Genomic DNA, 19,400 nt, shown 5'->3' on the forward strand with positions numbered 1-19,400 from the left:
AAGGTATTGTATTCATAATCCAACTGCCCCGTTTGGCTGTCATGCAACTGAACTAACTGATGGCGAGCACTGTAACTATAACTGCGTTCATGCAGCCAACTGCCCCGCTGCCATTGCTGGGCGATTAAGCGGCTAAAAACATTGTATTGCTGACTTAACACTAAGCCATTGCCATACTCGCGCTCAGTCTCCCGTCCTGCTTGATCGAACCGGCATTGCAACAGTGGGGCATTGTCCCATGCCAGTTGCGACACGAGTCCTTGTTCGTTATAGCGATAATCGAGCTGACTGCCATCGGGCAGCACAGTGGCGATTTTACGGCCTTTTTCATCATAGTGATGGGCAAGGTGCCAGTTGTCTTGCCAGAGGGAATGGACTTGTGCCTTTACTGTGCCAATACCACTTGGTAGATAACTAAAACGCAGTTTACGTTGACCATTATTGGCTCTAAGCATCCGCCCCAGTTTATCGTAATAAAAATGCTGACTCGTTAACTCTTGGCTGGCTAAATTAACCGCTTTTAGCTCTGTTGTTCGCCCTAGGGGATCACGACACCATTGAATGTAACGCTCATCACTATCTGTGATGCCAACAACTAAACCGTTAGCATCATACTCAAACTGTTGAGTACGGCCATCGAACCCCAGTAAACGGATTGGCCTCTCTTGACCATCATAATCCACTTGATAGCGGGCCCCATCACTGCGGGCGATGGCAGTTAAATTACGTTCATTATCATACTCATAATGCAAGCAACTCCCATCGGCTTGGGATAATTGCTGTGGCTGGCTTAACCCTGAGTACTGCCAACGACGCTGCTCACCTAACGCGTTAGTCGATGAGACTAAGCGGGAGGAACTATCGTATTCAAAGTGTTCTTCTTGGCTATTCTCGGCGGCATTAGCAGCATATTGACGGCGCTTGACGATTAACCCAGCAGGATTTCTGATGTATTCAGTGACGAGTCCGGCAGCATCCACTATGCCATTCACTAACCCCAATTCATCGTAACTATAGCGAGTTAGCCCTTGTGGCGATTGCTGAGCCAGTAGTTGCCCTTCTTTGTCCCACGCCAATTTAGTTTGCTGACCACAGGCATCCGTAATGCTCACTAGCTGTGATAAGTTATTGTATTCATAACGTGCTGATGCGCCATTAGGGCCGGTCTCTGCTCGGAGCAATCCCGCCGATGAAAACTCACGGCGCCACTCCTGACCTTCTGCATCAATCACACCGCTACGCTGCCCTAGAGCATTATATTGAAACTGGGTAATGCCCTCGTCGGCGGCAATCACTCGGCTTAACTGGCCGCGTCGGTTATATTCAAATGTGGTCACAGCCCCTGAGGGTTGTATTTCAGCGGTTTTCTTACCCTGTGCATTCCATTGGTATTGCCAAGTTGCGCCATCTGGAGCGATTTTTTTGATTAGTCGATTTTGTGCATCATGGTAATAATGCCAAACTTGACCTCGGCTATCTGTGCTAACGGCCAGCCGATCTGCTTCATGGTACTCAAAGTGATAATCGTAACAACCATCATCCCCCCAGTTACGGCGGCAACGGGCTAACGGTCCGGCACCATACCAAGTGAAATAATGCTTAAAGCCGCTCGCGCGTTCACGCTCAACGAGCAAGTGTCCATCATACTGATATTGCTCAGTTTGCTGAGTTCTATTTGTTGCAGTTCTGAGATCGTTTGCCTCATCATATTCATAAATAGCCAGTAAGATCCCTAAGCGTTGTAAGCCTTGATCTGTATGCCTAACCGCTTCAATACGACTGATATTACCATTGGCGTGATAGGTTAATTCAATACCCCGCTTAGCGGTATAATCGATACGGCTAAGTCTCTGATATCTATCATAGAAAAGTTGCAGAGTATGCCCAAGCTGATTAATCACTTGATGTAATACCCAGCATTGCGGCTTTTCTTTGCACGGAACAAATACCCAATGAGTATCATCAGACTTGACTAGCACTAAGCTGCCATTTGATTCGTGTCGTAGAGCGAGTCCTTCGGCAAGCTGATAGGTAATTTTCCCACGAGGAACAAAGGCAAATGGTAAGCGTCGACCTTCTTCGTCGACAAACCAAAATTGAGAATTGGCCTCGTCATCAATAATAAGATCAATATGCTGATGAAAATTACTCCGCCAACCAAAACCTAAGCCTTCATTCTGTGCACTTTGGCTTGAACGATAGGTGCGAGTCCAGATTAATGGCATAGCACCTTCTAAGCTAAAATCAGTTAACGCAAGAATTTCCTCACCACTACACATAGCCACAGGATCGCCGCAGGTGACTTTATCCTTATTGGGGGGTTCCGTTTGACCTGCTGCGTTTTGGCCCTGTTGATCATTTTGGCCATGCTCGGACGGACTTTGCGTCGGCTCAGCCCGCCCTCCAGGATTGGACGCTTTCGCTGTAGGAGCGGAACGAGACGAAGCCGGTGCCGAGGGAACCTCTACTGGCTTAGCCGGTAAAATTGCGGCAAATAGCTGTTGTTCAACTAACGCTTTTGCAAGCGTTTGTCTTAACGCCCCTGCACGAGCTTGGCTCCACGTTGTCGTAAAAGATGCTGACTGATTAAACCACGCATATACAGACACAATCGTATCGCCAGGTAAGTCCGATACAGAAAACATCGATTGCAAAAAGGCAATAGCACTCTGCTCATCACTAAAGGCCAGAGAGGTTCGCGTGGGCTTTGTCGTGCTGAATAGAATTAAGTCGCCTGAGCGCGCTTTTAAAGATAACGACTTGGCTTGCATGCTAGTTTAACTTCCTTGCTGTGATAACGAACCATTCCAGGTCCGCCAACTAAATAATCCTGCTGCTCGAAATGCCTTGGCAGAAATCTCACACTGTAAGATATTCCCCGATAACAAGCCGTTTTTAAATCCTTCAAATATATGTAAAAAGCGATACAAACCACCTGCAGCACCGATTTCACCTGTATGATAGGCGGGGAATAACAGCTGCGTATGTTGACCTATTTTGGCCGATAGTAACGGATATGCATCTAACCACTGCTGTGTGAGCGTTTCATCACCATTATCAGGAAAGTAAATCGCCTGAAGTGAATCACTAGACTCCGCACTGACCTGAGTAAATAAAGACGTTAACGCCTGTTTCGGTGTACCTTCTACATCAGCATCCATAGCCGAAAAATTAACGACTACACCCACATCAGACTTACCTAAACATAATCCCACGATCCCTTCGGATGGGCATAAACCCATGTGTTGTGCAGTGAGTAAGCGCAGCTGCTGTGCTAGCTGCAACAAAAGCTGTTTTTCTGCCAAACTATCCATGGCAATAATCCAAACCTGCTCTACTGCATCTACCGACAACAAACGGGATGCTTCAGCTAATGCCATTAGATTGCCACTACTCCCATAAGGGAAAATACGGCTTAAGCTATGCGTCAATAAATGGGGATATACCACAGCTATCTGAGCAAATAACGCGTGTAACAAATGATCTTGACCATTAAAAAGCTCTGGTAAAACGAGTAGTACACATTCATCCTCTGGACACTGCAATTGCTCAGAAAACAAACAGTCAAATAACGCCATAAACTGTTCAATCGATAACTGCCCTGAAGTATTGAATGTTAAAGACGATATGAAGTTAACTAAAATCTCTTGATTCTCACTAAGAGAAAACGCTTGCGGCTCAGGTGAGGTCATATCTAGCATCATCCCATCGATACTATTTTTAGCTCTACCAATAACAAGTCCTGATTGCAAAATCGTTATTGGAGATGCCATATCCCCCCCAATAAACGACAAGGTCTGGCTAAGGGAGTCTGCGGGTAGTGTACTTTAGCGCGATAGGCTGCAGCCTGACGCTGTCCCTGGCACTCTAACTGCCAAAACGTTTTTAACTCGATAGTGTCGATAACTTGCAGTTTAGTTAAGGATGGATACTTATTAACCACTAACTCAAGGCTCGTTTCATCAATGAGATCTAATTGCGAAAGTAATACTTCTGCCTCAACAGTACCGACTAAGGTATAAAGCACATCCATTGCGACATTTTCTGTCTCTTGCTCTTTTGTTAAGGCTAAAACCATAGGGATAAACTTGGATAGGCCACTAAAGCCGATAGCCCTAAAACTGGCTGATTTATCATTTGCTTCTGAGCAAATAAGGTTTAACAAACGGATCTTTAATGGCTCTGGCGCGCCACAAATCAATACAAAAAGATAATCCCAGTGGCTTATTTCATTCTCTATTGCACAAGAAAGTAATTCGAGTTCATCTGTCCGATCACCTAGCATATACAATGCAAGCTTTATCTCTACACTCAATCTTGGATCAGCATTCCGAATTGCGGAGTTCAGTGCCGCTTTTTTGGAAATACATCCCATACTCGCGAGATACCATAACATTGCAGAGGAAATATGTTGCTCAAGCAATTTGTCAGTATTGGGGATGGGGATATGCAGATAGCTTGCAAGAAGCCAATTAGCATACTCAGCATTGTCTTTCTGAGCTGACATGGCAATACCTGCATAATCCATATTATGCAACGCCATTTTTAGCTCAGTTAGCCATAGGGCATGGGGAGGATTAACCCCAAATGCTGAATCAAATGGGATTGGTGAACAATCTAAAACCCAATCAAGCCACCGATGCTCTGTAACGTGAACCTTGCGTCTAAGCAATTCGTTTAATCCACGCATCAATTTTTGGTCATGCATCATAAGTAGCTGTCGATTGGTATAACGACTCCGAACTAAGACATGTCTTTGTTCAAGTAGAGATGCGGTGATCTCGATCAATGACTTATCGGTTAGCATGATTAACCACCAATAAGCACCGTTGGAACACCGACCACAATTTTACCACCATGAGCAGTATCATCACCCAGACGGGCGGCATTTTTGCCATTAATAAAAACGGTAGACGAACCGCCACTGATCGTGTCAGGAGGGCCGATACAAACAAGTTTGTCGCCCTTGCGAGCGGCAGGAAGACCACAGATGGAAACATTTGGCGAGCCTTGAACAACAGGACCACCAACATGGGGAACCTGTCCCGTAAACTTAGGGCAAATATGCATTGAGCCAATCACAGAGGCAGGTTTACCCATTTCTTCTTTCTTCCTTGAATATCAATCAAATAATTAACTAGTTGATACTAACTTTACTGCCTTTAATCGTAATATTGGTGCCTTTAATGCTAATAGAACCATCACTTTTCATTGAAATTGAAGCCGAACCCGTTTTGATAGTAATAGCGTCACCAGCATCGATAACAAGTTTATTACCCACTTTTAACGTATCGCTACCATCAATCGTGCTTTTACGGTCCTTATTAACAGTGTGCGTATCATTACCTTTAATGACCGACTTTCGATCATTATCAACACTGTCTGACTGATCATTCTCTACATGCAATGTAAAGTTTTTTTCTGCATGCAGATAAACCAGTTCATTTCCTTTTTTATCATCAAAAGTCAATTCGTTGAAATTAGCCGCACTCCCCTTTTCGCTTGAACGCGTACGGATACCACTTTGAGTTTTTCCGTCTGGCAAGTTATAAGGCGGCATGTGGTCCGAGTTATAAACTGAACCGATAATAATCGGTTGATCGGGATCACCATTTAAAAATTCAACAAGTACTTCTTGATCTCGACGGGGCAGAAAATTACTTCCCCAATTCTTACCTGCCCAACTTTGGCTTACCCTTATTGGACAAGAACTTTCATGATCTTTAATTGCACTTCGATCCCAGTGAAATTTAACTGTGACGCGCCCTAAAGCATCTACCGAAATTTCCTCACCTCCTTTGCAAGTAACCGTTGCGGTTTGAACACCCGAGATCATCGGCTTGGCAGTGATAGGACGAGGACGATATGGAACACTTTTAGGTACACACATAAAAGTATTAGTGATTTGTTGACGTGAGTTTTGACTCGCACCAGTCTGATTGACAATCGCACAAGTTAAGACTAGCTGAGTTATCGCATACTGCTTACCGACTTCTGACTTATCCTCATGCTCACTAAAAGCAAAAGTTTGACCGGCAGTAAAAGTTCGACAATTACTTGAGCCTTTGCGCAATTGAATGTCACGTTGTAAGGCTTCTAATCTCGATGCAGCGACGGCCTTACCCCTTAGATGAGTGTCAGATTCAGCGTCATATGCAAACACTTCATAATCGGTATGCTTAGGTAAAAGCCCACCTTTATCATGTGTTCCCGTGGGTAATTCCTTTGGCTTTAATAAATTATATCCACGTTGAACAAATTTACCTGGCGCCATATTAATTGCAGAATGCCATTGATTAATATGAGCTTCAGCAATACTACCTGTATTAAATTTCACTTTATTTTCAATACAAGGCTCATAAGCTGTTGCTTTATCAGCCAAAACCAAAGTATGTTGCGAAGCTGTGTGCGTAAAATAATAAAAAATACCTTCTTGCTCAAGCAAGCGGTTTATAAAAAGTAAATCAGACTCTTCATATTGGACTTTAAATTCATAATCTGGATAAGATGAAGAAATCTTAGAGGCTATATCAACCTTAACACCGTGCTCTGCAGCGACTTCATTTACAATTTTAAGAACATTTTTCTTTTTAAAAATACGACTATTTACCCTATGTTGCATAAACCATGCAGCAGGCACAATAGTTAAAACGTAATCTTTATGTACTTTATCATCTGCTTCTTTCGCGACTCTTAGCCCTAACGATGTGACGTCAGAAACCATACCGTGAATAAAACGATTCTTACCACCACCTAATTTCAACGTTATGGTGACATCTTTACCAATTAACGCCTGTGAATCAATATCCTCACCATTAGTATAAACTTGCGCCTTTACATTAAAAAGTTCCGATATTGCCTCTTCAAACACAAAACGAGTCAAATAAAGCTTATCTTTCCCTAACGGAGTATCAATTTTGATACTATTCTCATCCTGAGTCGCCAACTGCATATCGAAGCCTTAATGGTAGAAACGAAATAAACAAAAAACTGATGCGGAAAAACCGCATCAGTTTGACCATTAGTCTTATAACTTTTGGCCTTTAACGCCACTGTAACCATAAACTTGTGGTGCAGATACGTTGTTTTTGTCATCTGTAGGTACAACTGTCATCATTAGCTCTGTATAACTAATAACAATTGTTTCAACTGGACGATCACCAGAAACTGACATGTGGTAGCTACTTACCATGGCGTCAGTTAGTTCAATTTTCATGATTTCTTCAATTTTATCACCTTGTTTAGTGATATGAAAAATTGCTTTCTTACCTTTACCAATAGTCGCTTCCTTGAAAAAATCAGGAGAAGATTTATCTTGCAACTTGGTAATGACAACATCGCTCAAACGAGTTGAACTAGCTTCACGATCCATAGCAGTACCAGTATGAGAAGAGATTTCACGTTGTGAACCCCAATCCATAGATAGAACAGTAATCATGTCTTTAAAAGCTTCTGCAGTTGCTTCGCCTTTAATCCCTTCGTAGTCCAAATATGTGTTAGCTTGCATTCTATATTCCTTTTACTAATTAACGGCTGTCCTTAATTGGACGTTCATATGCTCAGGTATTAATGACCCTGGTACACAAAAATACAAAGAATAAAGGAAAGCAAAATACATTAAGCATTCCTTGATTATTAGATATATTTTTGTCGGTGGACATTATACTACCAAAAGCGTTTCTCTCAATACTTGATAACGCGATTAAACATAGGTCACATCAGCAACATATCAAGCAAATCAGAGGCTTGCTGAGATCAACCAAAAAATTGGTCATCAAACTTCTCAATTTAATACTTTTGGACTAATATGATATTTTTATAAAATATCATATTTGAATTCATTACCATCAACCATTAGTCTGATATTTGATAGAGCTTTACTCTCTGCAACAAATTGTAAAATCTTGACTGACATCTCTGGCAATATTCTATTCTGAATAACGTTATGTATGGTTCTTGCACCACTATCAGCATTTTGACACTGCGAGACAATATAATTGACAACATCTTCATCATAATTGAATTCGACTTTATAATTATTCAACAACCTTCGAGTAACACGCTTGAGTTGCAAACAAATAATCTGTTTAAGTTGTTCATCTGCCAATGGCAAATAGGGAATAACATTTATCCGACCTAAAAATGCAGGTTTAAAGACTTGTAGAAGATCAGGTTTAAGTGCTTTAGCAAGTCCATTTGGCGAGGGAGATGTTGATTCATCCTCAAATAAACGCATAGTCGTATCAGTACCAACATTTGAAGTTATAATAATTATTGTATTCTTAAAATCAATATCTCTACCTTCTCCGTCCTTTATTGTTCCTTTATCAAAAACCTGATAAAAAATATCTTGAACGCCGGGATGAGCCTTTTCCATTTCATCGAGTAGAATTACGCTATAAGGTTTGCGGCGCACAGCTTCGGTTAACACACCACCTTCACCGTATCCTACATAGCCTGGCGGAGAACCGAGTAATAAGGATACTTTATGTTCCTCCTTAAACTCCGACATATTGATAATAGTGATACTATCTTCACTACCATATACTTGCTCTGCAACAGCAAGAGCGGTTTCAGTTTTACCTACACCACTTGGACCTGTGAGCAAAAAGATACCATTCGGTTTATTTTCGTCAGCAAGTTGTGCGCGTGATGTTTGTACCGTACGGGCAATTAACTCTAAGGCGTGCTCTTGACCAACAACCCTCTCTTCTAGAATTGACTTTAATGCCAGAATTGTTTTTATTTCATCAGCTTGCATTTTCCCTAAAGGAATACCAGTCCAATCTGAGACAACCTCTGCAACTAAGTTTTCTGTAACCTGCCAATGAACCATTGGATTTGGAATGGCTGACAATAATGCCTTTATTTCATTCAGTCGATGAAGTGATGCACTATTATCTTCCCCATTCTCCGTATGCAGTAATATCGCGAGTTCTTTTGCTTCTGAAACTAAACTTTTTTCATATGTCCACTGCTGCTGAACTTGTTCAAGCTTATTATTTGCATCGAGAATTTGATTAGTAAGCAAATCAATAGCAACTAAGTGGTCCGCACCTAATCTTAGTTCGCGTTGTAATAGTGCTATTTCGGCTTCAAGCTGCTGTACACGGCGCTGCTGATCTTCAAGCTGACCAGGAATAGCATCTTGACTCATTGACACTCGCGAACATGCGGTATCAAGTAAGCCAACAGCCTTATCCGGTAACTGTCGACCATTAATATAACGGTCGGATAAATGTACCGCTGCTTGCAGGGCTTTATCCGCAATATTGACACCATGATGCGTTTCCATAACAGGCAAGATTCCTCGCAACATAACAATTGCGAGTTCAGGCTTTGGCTCTTCTACTTTTACAACTTGGAAACGACGGGTTAGCGCAGCATCTTTTTCAAAATATTTTTTATATTCAGCCCAAGTTGTCGCGGCAATAGTCCGCAATTCACCACGAGCTAATGCAGGTTTTAATAAATTAGCCGCGTCATTCTGCCCAGCTTGACCACCGCTACCTATCATTGTATGCGCTTCATCGATAAACAATATTATAGGTTGAGCACTCTGGCGAACTTCCTTGATCACATTTTTCAAGCGGTTTTCAAACTCCCCTTTCATGCCTGCACCCGCCTGTAATAGCGCAAGATCAAGGACACGCAGAGAAACATTCTTTAGACGATCAGGAACATCGCCTGCTGCTATTTTAAGAGCTAAGCCCTCGACAACAGCGGTTTTCCCAACACCAGCCTCCCCCGTTAAAATGGGATTATTTTGACGACGACGGGATAAAATATCGATCATCTGTCGAATCTCGAAATCACGTCCAATTATGGGATCAATTTTTCCAACCCTAGCTTGTTTTGTTAAATCAACAGTAAACTGATCTAATGACGGGGTTTTACCTGCTGTAGTCGGTGCATCAGAAGTATTATTTGAACTTATATTTGCAGCTTGTTGTTCATGTGAATGCTGAGCCAGACTTGGCCAGACTCTTAGTATTTCAGCAGCATCAATTTTGTCGAGCTCAGTAACACGCCTACTAATTGGGGCGAGTAAAGTTTCATCCTTCAACAATGAATAGAGTAAATATGCCGTCCGAATACGCTCATCATTAAAATCAATACTTGTATTCAACCATGTTGCTTTTAACAAGTTAACAACTTGTACGGAAATAGCAGGTAAAGAATTGTTACCTGTCTTAAAGTTTTCTAATGCTTGTTGTAATTGATACTTCACCCTATCAACATCAATAGAGAATGCATTCAACAGAAGCCTAATATCTGAATCCTTCTGTTCTAAAATTGCATCCAGCCAGTGCTCAATTTCAACGCTATAGTGACTACGAGACTGACATTTAGCCGTTGCAGCCTCAAGTGCCATTTTTGATGATGGACTAAGCTTTTCAACAAGGCTCTTTAATGGGGTATTTGACATAATAGCTTCCTTTGCTTATTTAACTACGCGCTAATTTAAAACCAACTCTGTTAACTTCTTCCAACTTATGATTTCGAATACTTAATCTTCCAACCTGTCCCAACTGATTACTTCCCGCACCCAACCGAACAGCAGGGAAATCAATATAGCGGCCGACTAAAGTTACCCTCGCTTTAACTTGAGGCGCTAAATATTCCTTAACTAGTTTTTGCACTAATAAATTAAGAGATTGACTGGGTAGTAATTTTCTTAAAACTTCAGACGTAGCCTTAATATTAATGTCAATAATGGAGCTGACATCCCATACTTTCTGCCCTAACATCATGCTCTTCCCTAGCTCAGCATTGACACCTTCAGGTTTTACTCCAGATGCTAGATAGCTACATTCTGATGCATTTAACGAAATCCAATGCCCCTGCAATGATTTTATTTCAATCTCTGCGCCAAGAAAATCTGTCAGTATTTGCTTTAAAAATTGGGCACCTCTATTTTTAGCAACAAATGCACCTGCATAATAAGAGTTTAAATTTGAAGCAGAACCTACGAGTTTCAACACTACCTGACTAAATGGGTCTTGTGAAAACTGTTGACTGCCATAGTGACAAGCAAACTGATGTTTTTCCCAAGCTCTATAATACAGTGATATAAGTCTATGATTAAAAATATCGAAAAAATCTCGCATTGTACGATCTTTTAATTTCAACCTTTGTAACATTAATTCTGAATAATGTTGGGGCATAACACCTGAAGGGCCAGTCAACCCCATAAAGCTTACATGAATATTAAATGCTTGCTTATCTGCGGAAGCATAGTCTTTGCTTTCCACTTTACTGATTGCTTGCCCTGGAAAACCTAAATGCTGAACAGATTTAAATCTAATTAACTCCTGTTCAGGAAAAGCATCTCGCCCGACACTATGCCAATAGAGTTCTTGAGATGATAACTGCTTTTGCAAGAAGTATACTGCTTGATAAAAGTCAAAACTCTCGGGAGAGTCTTTCCAATCCCTAATACTCATAGCAACACCTGAGTACCGACTCTAGCCGGCCATGTATGATAAACCTGAGCCTGATCACGCAATTTAATTGAGAGTCGAGTGTAAGAATTTATTGCAGCAAACTGCGAAAAGAAAATATCTAAAATACCTGCAAAAAAATACACTCCCGTTCCTGCATAGGATGATTGGCTAAACTCAATAAGAATATCTGAGCCTGCACAAACAGCGACTCTTCCTTGCTGGTTAACTCTTGCCGTTCCATTGCTAATGGTTACTGCGGTTATTCCATCGATCAACGCTCTGGACTCTGGCGCTCCCCGAAAATCATATAACTTTAATGTTTCTTGTAACTGAGACAATGCATTTTCGCCACTGAAACTCATGAGTGTAAGGTGATTTACAAGCTGCCAGCGGGTGTTCTCTTTCAATGCGGGCCTAACTGGCGAGGTCGGAGCAATTAAACAACGGACATCTTTAATAATGTCTACATGACTACGAATACTAAAATGAGGCTCTCCACCTCCAAAAGGTAAATAGGAGGGCAAATTTCGATTGCTGCATAGTGCATTAACTTGAATGACCCAGTCTTGTTCTGCACCATCAATAGCCATACCTTTAAACTGACAGTCAATGATTGACAGATAAACTTCAGTTCCAGCCTCTGAATAACCACCGGCCCAATTCACAAATTCACGTCGACTATGCCAAAACATATTCTGCTGTTGGGAGAATGCGGGATGCCCTTGACTATAGTAAGGATTCAGGACCATCTCATTCCCAAAAGGATCATAAGCCCTAATATCTTGTATTGATATAATTTCACACACATCAGCATCTAAATAGCTTGCTGCAAGACGATATTCATATTGTGAAGACACTAACTTGATAGGCTCTAGCTTCTGCTGAAATAAGTTAATTACAGGAGTGCAGCCAAGCAAAAAACTATCGGCATTTATATGACGTTCTAATTCAGCAGCGCCTTCAGAAAGATAAAAATATAGATTAAATTCATCTTTAATCCCATGCCAATTTGGATCTAAATCAATTAGATCTATAAATAGAAATTTCTCAGGACACAAAAACTGTTCAATAAGCAATCGATAGCCTGAAAAACTTTTTTGGCTATATGGCACTACACTCTCATTGTCACCAAATCCTACTTGTTGTATATGCCGAGGTTGTAAATAACGAATACTTGCTTCATCAGAAGCAGATACCCCAATACTGATAACTTGACGATATAAAAGCTCATAGAGCGGATACACATGATGACGTTGTCCATTCAAATAAAATCGTAAACGCGTCACACCAAGCTCATGCATTTCCGTCGTATCAAATTCACATGTAAGTGTAAGTTTAACAAGCGCCTTAATAGGCTGTTTTAAGTTCGGTGTTGGAGCATTAAACGGAGCGTTTTTAAACTCTGCTTTTGTTACCTCTAAGGGAAGCACTTCCGTATCATAGCAAGATTGAAATAAACAGTTTTTAAGCCCTTCAGTTTTAGTTTCAAACTCTGTTCCCCGAGCAACTAGAACTCCAGAAGTAGAAAGATTCTGGCTCGTCAATTTAAGAATCGAGCAGGCCGGAATGGGTGCTTGATAATCTGGATATAGCTGACCCAATAATGCATCCGTTACTTCAGGAAAACTATCATCTAGTTTCTGCCTAATTTGAGCAGTGAGTAACGAAAAACCTTCGATCAATCGTGAGACATGCGGATCTTCTACATTCTCTTCCGATATACGTAAACGCCCTGCAATTTTGGGATATTGCTCAGCAAACTCTGCGCCCATGCGACGTATGAAAGTAAGCTCACGATTATAATACTTCAGGAGTTCATCATTCATTATTGATAATCCTTTATCGTTAATCCCAAGTGAACGGGCTCTATCTCTGAATCAAACATAATATGTTCAGGTTCAGGATCTGCATATAGTAACGCTTGGATTCTTAGCTTTAGCACACGGTCTATAACCTCTTCATTTTCGAGTAATGTAACTTCTACATCAATAAACCGCGGCTCAAAACGCCTTATCGTTTGTTCAACAGCTCGGCATAGCTTTTCACGCCCATGATCGGTATCTACAACCATCACTGAAAAATCAGGTAAACCATAATTCAATAAGCTTTGATTTAATTCTTGATAGCAATCAGGCCAAACATGCCACTGAACTCGGCTGTTGAGAAGATTTTCAAGATCACGCTTAACATTTGACCGCAAAGCGCGTAAATCAAAGTTACGCCGTGAACGAAGATCATCACTTTGTCCGGGAGCGTCATCGATCAACCGATCAATAAGTGACATTTGTAAAGATTGCTTATTATTAATTTTCAATTAATTAATCTCAAGATATCGCATTAAAAGAGGCTGATTAAGCTGAGCAAGATGCCATCTTTTCAAAACTACTTATCGCTGTAATTGGGAGTACTTCATCACCAACCAACCACATTTTAAGACCTGTCCCTGTGGCAACAAACTCCCCTTTTTGCAACCAATCAGTATCTTTACCTAAGCGAGAAGATTCATCCTCACTTGAAACATACGTTAATGGAAGAAATGCTTCGCCGCTGGGTCCATTTTCAATTGAAATATCAATACGTCGCCAAACACTATCGATAATTGATTCAGCCTTATGTACAGTAAAATGTTCAATTTCAGAAAACTTCGCTAAGTAAAATTTTCCATCAGTACCATATATTTCAACGTAACCCGCTAAAACATCATCTAGATCTCTAATATCATCAATAGAGTTGTTATTGACACTTGCTAATACTTTCTCTCGATCATTTTCGATTTCGAAAACTAACGATGTTGCAGCATCTATGTTGTTCTCAAGCATTGCTAAGTTGACACGTATTGTTTTCTCAAAAATATCGTCCGATTCCTGAAAGAGATTCGCAGTCATTCCGCCACGATAAAAATCTAATCGAGCTTGATCTGCGCGGATCAGTTGCCTTAAATTTACTGCACCCAATAGAAAGTCAGGATGTTGCCGAATAATCATGTCTAATTGATTATCTGCTGACTCTAAATCTCCATTGATACATAGTAACTCTACATAAATAGCGCGTAACTGAGCATTGATGGGATCCTCTCTTAACGCCTCTTTACAGTATTCGCAAGCCAAATTTAGCTTTCCTTGCTTAATTAAATAATTTAACTTTTTCATGTTATTCCTTTTCATTTAGATTGGATTTTGCTTTGGTGACAACTCAGCAACTAATCTTACAGTCGTTACCATTTGGTCCAACTGAAAATGTGGTTGCAAATGAATTATTGAATAAAACTGTCCTGGCTTACCACGTTTTTCCTTAACCTCTATCCTTGCTGCTCGCAATGGAAATCGTGCTCTAATTTCGTCGGATGCATCTTCAGTCGCAGTTGTGTATTTATGTAACCACTTTTGCATATCCTGCTCACATTCTTGTGCTGAATGATATCCACCGACCTTATCTCGCCCCATAACTTTTATATAATGGGCAAATCTCGCGACACATAAAATATACTGCAGCATTGCTGACAATCTATGATTAACATTAACGACCAATTTATTTGTTATTTTAGCCTGCTGAACAGAGGCATTATTATAAAATGCAAAAAAATCACTGTATGGAACGGCTGACAATGGAATAAATCCATTATCGGATAATTCAGCTTCAAACCGATGGCTTACAAGTAAACTTACAGACGGCTTATTAGATTTTTGATATATATCAGTTTCATACAGACATGCAGGCAACCCACTTACAAGACCAAAACTATGACTACCCGACTTAACTCCGCGTATTTGACCAAACCAACCAGATTCACAATATGCTCGTAATAATACTGTAGCAAAAGCAAAAGCCGCATTTCCCCAAAGATAATCTTTTTCTGGCCTAGATAAATTTTCTTTAAAAACAAAGCATTCTATTCTTGAACCGTCATCTTTATATGGGCTTCTCATTAGAACTTCAGGTAGCACAATACCAAGAAAGCGAGAATCGTCCATTTCTCTTAAAGCATGCCATTTTATATATTCAATTTGTTTAAATTGATTGCCAATATCTGTTACTTGTCCTAATTGGGAGAAATCATCAACGCCAAATAAAGATGGATGAGCTGAACAAATAAATGGAGAAAAAGCCGCTGCAGCCGTTCGAGTAACATCTTTTAAAATATCAAGATCATTTACAGCATGCCCTGGACGGATAATATGACTAACCTTATAATCCCCAACAATAACACCAAACGGTTCGCCACCTGGCATATCGAATTCATTGCTATATATCAGCTTAAAAAATTCACTTTGGTCAAAATCAATTGCTCTTGTAACATCCTTTGATAGCTCAGTCCAAGATAAAGAAATCAATTTTATCTTGGTCTTTTGTTCCCTATCATAGATGCCAGCTTGCTCGGTGAGATATAAAACCCCTCTCCAACTCGCTTCTAATTCTTGCAATATTGAATGATGCAATATCTCATTAAGCTGAGCGTTGATTAGCTCATCAATTGCAGAAATAGACCGGCATAGAGATGGAACGATATGTTCAATCTCTATGTTAGTCATATTTTCCACGTTCTCTAACCAATATACTATTGCTAGTGCAGGATTGTCTTCTCGTAAAAAGCGCGCAAGTACACCTCTTCGCGTAATATCAGAGTATGTGGCACGATTTTCAATCGGATCATTTGACTCAGATAGAAAAATATCTTCTGAGACAAAGTTAACCTCATTGAACATATAATCTCCCACATAAAAACAAAAAATAGGACTTAACTAAAGCTAAGTCCATATCAAACTCACAAGTGAGTGTTAGCCACCGATTTGTGGGATCTTTGCAACTAATCGTAAAGACGTTGACAATTCTTCAAGTTGAAGCCAAGGCTTTAACCATGCAACCGCGTTATATGATCCAGGACGACCAGGAATTTCTTTAACTTGTACTTTCGCATCAGCTAAAGGATAACGCGCTCTCACTTCCTGTCCGCCACCTTCTGAAGCATTCACATAGCTTAAGATCCAGCGATTTAACCAGACTTCAACATCTTCAGCTTCCATGAAGCTACCGATTTTATCTCGAGCTAAAACTTTCAAGTAGTGAGCGAAACGTGATGTCGCCATTAAGTATGGTAAGCGAGCTGAAATAGCCGCATTGGCCGTAGCTTCAGGGCTATCATACTTATGGGGTTTCTGAGCTGTTTGTGCACCAAAAAATACTGCGTAATCCGTATTTTTATAATGGCATAGCGGTAAAAATCCTAGTTTACCTAATTCAGCTTCTCGTCTATCCGTGATCCCTATTTCAGTAGGACACTTCAAATCTGGATCACCGTCATCACTCATAAAGATATGACTTGGTAAACCTTCTACTTTGCCACCACCTTCAGCGCCACGAATAGCAGTACAGAAACTATATTGAGAAAAGGCGTTAGTTAAACGGCTACCCAATACATAAGCAGCATTCATCCAGCAATAATCAGCATGATCAGCAGTTATAGCGACCTTTTTAATAGGGTCTAACTCAAACTCTTCAAAACCAAATTCTTCTACTGGACATGTCGCATTACCATATGGCAAACGACCTAATACTCGAGGCATAGTTAGTGTGACAAATCGAGAATCTTCACTCTCACGGAAAGAACGCCATTTCGTATATTCAAGAGACTCGAATATCTTCTCTAAATCACGGGGTTTAGATAATTCTGTCCACTCGTCAAATCCAAACATAGTTGGAGAAGCAGATGAAAGGAAAGGACAAAAACCTGCGGCGGCGACGTTAGACATATAGGTTAATGTCTCAATATCCTCAGGATGATTGGTAAATTCATAATCACCAATCAGCGCACCATAAGGCTCACCACCAGGAGTACCAAACTCAGCTTCATATACTTTTTTGAATGTTTGACTTTGGTCAAACTCAACAGCTTTACTTAAATCTTTATAAAGCTCTTTTTTTGTCATACTCATTAAACGAATTTTTAGCGTTGAACTCGTTTCTGAATTACTGACTAAATGATTCAAACCACGCCAAGAACCTTCCAGTTTTTGAAAAGCCTCAGTATGCATGATGGCAGATAATTGGCTAGAAATTGCTTCATCCAGCCTTTCGATTGCTTCATTAAAGGTAACCGTTAAATTTTTATTCCAAGATACAGTACCGTTAAGCGCTTCCTCCGTTAAAGTACGGATTAATTCCTCAGCACGAGTTGCTTCCGTTTGCTTGGTTGCGCCAATAGCCATCTCCAGTAAAGAGGACGTTTCCACTTGCGCATTATCGTGTTGTTCAGCTAATGCTTCCATGCTCATATTATTTATCCTCTAAACTCAGTTCCTGCGCTAACTTCTGCAGATCTTCGTTATTGTTAAGCACTCGTTCAAGAATGTTTTCAAGTTCTTCTGACCTATCAATTTTAGTCATGAGATCACGTAACTTATTACGAGTAGCCATTAACTTATCTAAAGGTGCAACTTGTCTAACAATCGCTGCAGGTTCAAAATCCTGCATCGATTTAAACTCAAGTTCTACTGCAAATTGGCTATCATCATTCGCGAGCTTATTATCAACTTTAAAATTTAATTTTGGATTCATGCGACGTAAAACGTCATCAAAATTATCCCGGTCTATTTGCACAAAACGGCGATCTTTCAATGGTTTCAAAGCCTCTGTATTATGGCCCGCAAAATCGCCCATAACACCAACAACAAACGGCAGTTCTTTTTTAACCGAAGCTCCTTCTGTTTCGACATCATAAGTTATATGAACTCTTGGCTTCCTAACTCGTGATAATTTACTGTGAATACTTTCCATTTCTTTTCTCCTATTAAACAGAATTGCCTTGGAATAACATCACCTAGGCATGATTAACATTACTTAGTTTCAGTTATGCCTGTTAGTTTAAAATACCCATTACGACTATTACTATCATCTATAAGCTCTTGCAATAACTCAGGCAAAGTTAAGCTACTCCAACGAATAACTTGCTCTAGTGAATAAGACATAGGCGAATGAGGTTCAGTTTTTCTAAAAAATTCAGCAGCCTGCTGTAAACTTCTAATAACTTGTTGCCGTGTTTGGAGCTGATTATCGACAGCACCGATTGTCTGCGTTTCGCCATCAATATTAATATCAATGCTATCATTAACTTCAGAACTAATAACTGCCAATTTATCGGCCGCAAGATATTTAACAGAATCAAGACATTTCTGTAGTGATTTGCTAATGGCTGTGGTAGGTTGCGGTTGTCCCATAACTCTATCCATATTTTTTGATAACTGTTCAAACTCATCAATAGCACTATTTAACTGTTCAACTAACTCCCCATAAAACTCTTTAGAGGATTCAGAAACAGCTCTATTAATTTGCTCGACACTTATAACACCATTATCTGTTTTTTTCCGTTGTTTATCTTCATTTTCTCTAGATAGGTCTAATGCTCGAATATATTGCCAAGTAGCACAACAACCAGAACTTGTATCTTGAGTAATCGGAATACTCATAATTGGTGTAATTAATGCACCATCACCATCATAGCCGTTAAGTCCAATTAAGGATGCAATGCGAAATTCAATATCGTCATCATCAGGACTCGGATATAAACTATCCCAAAAGTTCTCTATGATAAGGTGCGCAGTTTTAAAGCCAATCGCAAGCCCTCTGAAACCATAAACACGACACAATGCTTCGATTAACCAAGCTGCAAACTCTAGATCCTTTACCTCGTGCACAAGTGCATTTGGTATTTCATCAATAATGGGTCGCCAATCCCCAACTAAAGACTGAAAGTCATCTTCTTCTACCAGCAACTTCCGTTCATTCGCTCTAGCATTACTACGAATATCTTTTAATCGATAATACTGAGAACTCGGAGATATATCTGTGCGAGGATCGACCCCTGAAGGAGCCAACTCATTAACATTTTTTATCAGTAATGAAAAATCAATTATATCATCATAGTCCATTGTTAATTATTCCATATTAGTTTCGAAAAAG

General features: G+C 40.3%; 15 protein-coding genes. All 15 read right to left on the bottom strand.

Translation table 11 applies throughout. The features are described from left to right. On the bottom strand, positions 1-2,771 hold a 2,771-nt coding region (locus AAA952_RS15720), incomplete at its 3' end, for a DUF6531 domain-containing protein (RefSeq protein WP_338258374.1). 6 nt (positions 2,772-2,777) lie between these two features. Next, the gene (locus AAA952_RS15725) at positions 2,778-3,773 is read right to left on the bottom strand and encodes a hypothetical protein (protein ID WP_338258376.1); all 996 of its coding nucleotides are present in this window, start codon (positions 3,771-3,773) and stop codon (positions 2,778-2,780) included. Then, positions 3,758-4,789: a hypothetical protein gene (locus tag AAA952_RS15730; protein ID WP_338258378.1), complete on the bottom strand. Its 1,032-nt coding sequence runs from the start codon at positions 4,787-4,789 to the stop codon at positions 3,758-3,760. Before AAA952_RS15730 ends, AAA952_RS15725 begins: the two co-directional genes overlap by 16 nt. 20 nt (positions 4,790-4,809) lie before the next feature. Beyond that, positions 4,810-5,100: a PAAR domain-containing protein gene (locus AAA952_RS15735; RefSeq protein WP_113940351.1), complete on the bottom strand. Its 291-nt coding sequence runs from the start codon at positions 5,098-5,100 to the stop codon at positions 4,810-4,812. 37 nt (positions 5,101-5,137) lie between these two features. Beyond that, positions 5,138-6,952, bottom strand: a complete 1,815-nt coding sequence (locus AAA952_RS15740; protein WP_338258381.1) for a type VI secretion system Vgr family protein — start codon at positions 6,950-6,952, stop codon at positions 5,138-5,140. Between the two features lie 75 nt (positions 6,953-7,027). Continuing rightward, positions 7,028-7,507 (bottom strand): Hcp family type VI secretion system effector, encoded by a 480-nt coding sequence (locus AAA952_RS15745; RefSeq protein WP_006081786.1) that lies wholly within the window; start codon positions 7,505-7,507, stop codon positions 7,028-7,030. Between the two features lie 309 nt (positions 7,508-7,816). After that, complete coding sequence (gene tssH / locus AAA952_RS15750; protein WP_338258384.1) at positions 7,817-10,429, bottom strand: type VI secretion system ATPase TssH; 2,613 nt, start codon at positions 10,427-10,429, stop codon at positions 7,817-7,819. A 19-nt stretch (positions 10,430-10,448) separates the two neighbouring features. Further along, entirely contained in the window at positions 10,449-11,447 is a 999-nt protein-coding gene (gene tssG / locus AAA952_RS15755; protein WP_338258386.1) for a type VI secretion system baseplate subunit TssG, read from the bottom strand. Further along, positions 11,444-13,273 (bottom strand): type VI secretion system baseplate subunit TssF, encoded by a 1,830-nt coding sequence (tssF, locus tag AAA952_RS15760; protein ID WP_338258388.1) that lies wholly within the window; start codon positions 13,271-13,273, stop codon positions 11,444-11,446. The genes tssG and tssF overlap by 4 nt, the downstream gene beginning before the upstream one ends. After that, the gene (tssE, locus tag AAA952_RS15765) at positions 13,273-13,761 is read right to left on the bottom strand and encodes a type VI secretion system baseplate subunit TssE (RefSeq protein WP_006081790.1); all 489 of its coding nucleotides are present in this window, start codon (positions 13,759-13,761) and stop codon (positions 13,273-13,275) included. Before tssE ends, tssF begins: the two co-directional genes overlap by 1 nt. A gap of 37 nt (positions 13,762-13,798) precedes the next feature. After that, positions 13,799-14,596: a type VI secretion system accessory protein TagJ gene (locus tag AAA952_RS15770; RefSeq protein WP_263222985.1), complete on the bottom strand. Its 798-nt coding sequence runs from the start codon at positions 14,594-14,596 to the stop codon at positions 13,799-13,801. A gap of 15 nt (positions 14,597-14,611) precedes the next feature. Then, the gene (tssC, locus tag AAA952_RS15775) at positions 14,612-16,150 is read right to left on the bottom strand and encodes a type VI secretion system contractile sheath large subunit (protein WP_338258393.1); all 1,539 of its coding nucleotides are present in this window, start codon (positions 16,148-16,150) and stop codon (positions 14,612-14,614) included. Positions 16,151-16,222: 72 nt separating this feature from the next. Beyond that, the gene (gene tssC, locus AAA952_RS15780; protein WP_113940345.1) at positions 16,223-17,716 is read right to left on the bottom strand and encodes a type VI secretion system contractile sheath large subunit; all 1,494 of its coding nucleotides are present in this window, start codon (positions 17,714-17,716) and stop codon (positions 16,223-16,225) included. Between the two features lies 1 nt (position 17,717). Further along, positions 17,718-18,218 carry a type VI secretion system contractile sheath small subunit gene (gene tssB / locus AAA952_RS15785; protein ID WP_006081794.1) on the bottom strand — a complete coding sequence of 167 codons (501 nt, stop codon included), beginning with the start codon at positions 18,216-18,218 and terminating at the stop codon, positions 17,718-17,720. A 59-nt stretch (positions 18,219-18,277) separates the two neighbouring features. Then, positions 18,278-19,369, bottom strand: coding sequence for a type VI secretion system protein TssA (gene tssA, locus AAA952_RS15790; RefSeq protein ID WP_338258396.1), 1,092 nt, complete (start codon positions 19,367-19,369; stop codon positions 18,278-18,280). Positions 19,370-19,400 lie beyond the last annotated feature (31 nt).

It is taken from the genome of Shewanella sp. M-Br (assembly GCF_036245925.1).
Taxonomy (GTDB): Bacteria; Pseudomonadota; Gammaproteobacteria; order Enterobacterales; family Shewanellaceae; genus Shewanella; species Shewanella oncorhynchi.